Source organism: Streptomyces sp. UNOB3_S3 (assembly GCF_020740895.1).
Classification (GTDB): domain Bacteria; phylum Actinomycetota; class Actinomycetes; order Streptomycetales; family Streptomycetaceae; genus Streptomyces.
In genome coordinates this window covers 1-2209 of record NZ_JAILXP010000621.1, presented here as the reverse complement: position 1 = coordinate 2209, position 2209 = coordinate 1, and the positions used below count along the sequence as shown (strand labels likewise).

General features: G+C 67.1%; 3 protein-coding genes. 1 reads left to right on the top strand and 2 read right to left on the bottom strand.

Translation table 11 applies throughout. From position 1 onward, the window contains the following. Positions 1–591: Yip1 family protein (locus tag K6I33_RS34415; RefSeq protein WP_229358733.1), on the top strand; the 591-nt coding region annotated here is incomplete at its 5' end. 126 nt (positions 592–717) lie between these two features. Here the strand turns inward: K6I33_RS34415 and K6I33_RS34410 are convergent. Next, positions 718–1215 (bottom strand): phosphoribosyltransferase, encoded by a 498-nt coding sequence (locus K6I33_RS34410; protein ID WP_087927366.1) that lies wholly within the window; start codon positions 1213–1215, stop codon positions 718–720. 45 nt (positions 1216–1260) lie between these two features. Beyond that, on the bottom strand, positions 1261–1836 hold the full coding sequence (gene dcd, locus K6I33_RS34405) for a dCTP deaminase (protein ID WP_229358732.1): 576 nt from the start codon (positions 1834–1836) through the stop codon (positions 1261–1263). Positions 1837–2209 lie beyond the last annotated feature (373 nt).

Sequence of the window (2209 nt, the reverse complement as noted above, 5' to 3'; positions counted from 1 at the left end):
ACGCAGCACGATGCCGCTCAGCAGGTCCTTCCAGTGCAGCCGCCGCCCGGCCCGCGGCTGCACTGGAAGGACCTGCTGAGCGGCATCGTGCTGCGTCCGTCCGCCACCTTCTGGCAGATGCGGGACCACCAGGTGTGGGCCCCGGCCCTCATCGTCACCTTCGTCTACGGCCTGCTCGCCGTCTTCGGCTTCGAGAAGGCCCGCGCGGACGTGCTGCGCGCCTCGTTCGCCGATGTGCTGCCCGCCGTGCTGATCACCGGCGTGATCATGGTGGTCGCCGGGCTGATCCTCGGCGCGGTCACCCACACCCTCGCCCGGCAGCTGGGCGGCGACGGCATATGGCAGCCGACCGTCGGCCTGTCGATGCTGATCATGTCGATCACGGACGCGCCCCGGCTGCTCTTCGCGATGTTCCTGGGCGGTGACAGCACCCTCGTCCAGGTGCTGGGCTGGGCCACCTGGCTGGCGGCCGGCGCGCTGCTGACGTCGATGGTGAGCAAGTCCCACGACCTGCCGTGGCCGCGGGCGCTCGGCGCCTCCGCGATCCAGCTGGTCGCGCTGCTGTCGCTGATCAAGCTCGGTACGCTCTAGCGGTCCTTCGGCTGCGGGCCGGCAGTGGCTGGTCGCGCAGTTTCCCGCGCCCCTCGGGGCACGTAAAAGGGCCCGTCCGGAACCCCCTGGGGGTTCCGGACGGGCCCTTCTCACGTGCTCACAGGCTTACGCGTCGAGGACCTGGCCCTCACGCCGCACCACCGGCGGCTCGACCGACCACGGGAAGTTGATCCACTCGTCCGTCTTCTTCCAGACGTACTCGCACTTCACGAGCGAGTGGCTCTTCTCGTAGATCACGGCGGAGCGCACCTCGGCGACGTGCTCCAGGCAGAAGTCGTGAACGAGCTTGAGCGTCTTGCCGGTGTCCGCGACGTCGTCGGCGATGAGGACCTTCTTGTTGGAGAAGTCGATCGCGTTCGGGACGGGGGAGAGCATCACCGGCATCTCGAGGGTGGTGCCCACACCGGTGTAGAACTCGACGTTCACCAGGTGGATGTTCTTGCAGTCCAGCGCGTAGGCCAGACCGCCCGCGACGAAGACGCCACCACGGGCGATGGACAGGATGATGTCCGGCTCGTAGCCGTCGTCCGCGATGGTCTGTGCCAGCTCACGGATGGCCTGCCCGAAGATCGGGTAGGTCAGGTTCTCGCGGATCTCACTCACTGTTGCTCTTCGCCCTGTTCCCTGGACCGTCGTACCTGTGGACGGTCAGACCTGCGTGCGGTGGAAATTCTGGAAGGACCGCGAGGGCGTGGGCCCACGCTGTCCCTGGTAGCGGGAACCGTGCTTCGCGGACCCGTAAGGATGCTCGACGGGTGACGTCAGCCGGAACATGCACAGCTGGCCGATCTTCATCCCGGGCCACAGCTTGATCGGGAGCGTGGCCATGTTCGACAGCTCCAGCGTCACGTGCCCGGAGAAGCCCGGGTCGATGAAGCCGGCCGTCGAGTGCGTCAGCAGACCGAGACGGCCGAGGCTGGACTTGCCCTCCAGCCGCGAGGCGATATCACCGGGAAGCGTGATCACCTCGTACGTCGAGGCCAGCACGAACTCGCCCGGATGCAGGATGAACGCCTCGTCGCCCTCCGGCACCACCTCACGGGTGAGGTCCGCCTGCTCGACCGCGGGGTCGATGTGCGGGTACCGGTGGTTCTCGAACACCCGGAAGTAGCGGTCAAGGCGCACATCGATGCTCGACGGCTGCACCATCGATTCGTCGAACGGGTCGATCCGCACACGGCCGGCGTCGATCTCGGCCCGGATGTCCTTGTCTGAGAGAAGCACGTCTCGAGGATACGCAAAGAAGCCGGACAACCTGACAACGCGACCCCGGCCCCGGGCGGGGCCGGGGTCGCGCCGGTCGTCAGCTCTTCGTCATCAGCCCTTCTCGGCCGTCACGGGAACGGAGTGCCGCAGCCGTGCGCAGCGGGGGCAGCGCAGCAGCCGTCCGGGGCCGATCCGGGAAGGTCCGAGATTCTGCATCGGGAACGAAGCGGTGCTGAACACGTGCCCCTCGGCACAACGAACGACGGTGCGCTCCATAGAGCTCCCTTTCCCCAAGTACGTGAACGGCAAAAGCCACATTAGGGGATGAATTGGACCGACTGAAACACGGCACCCCGAAGACCCCCCGACCGCTTGCCGACCCCCACGGTAC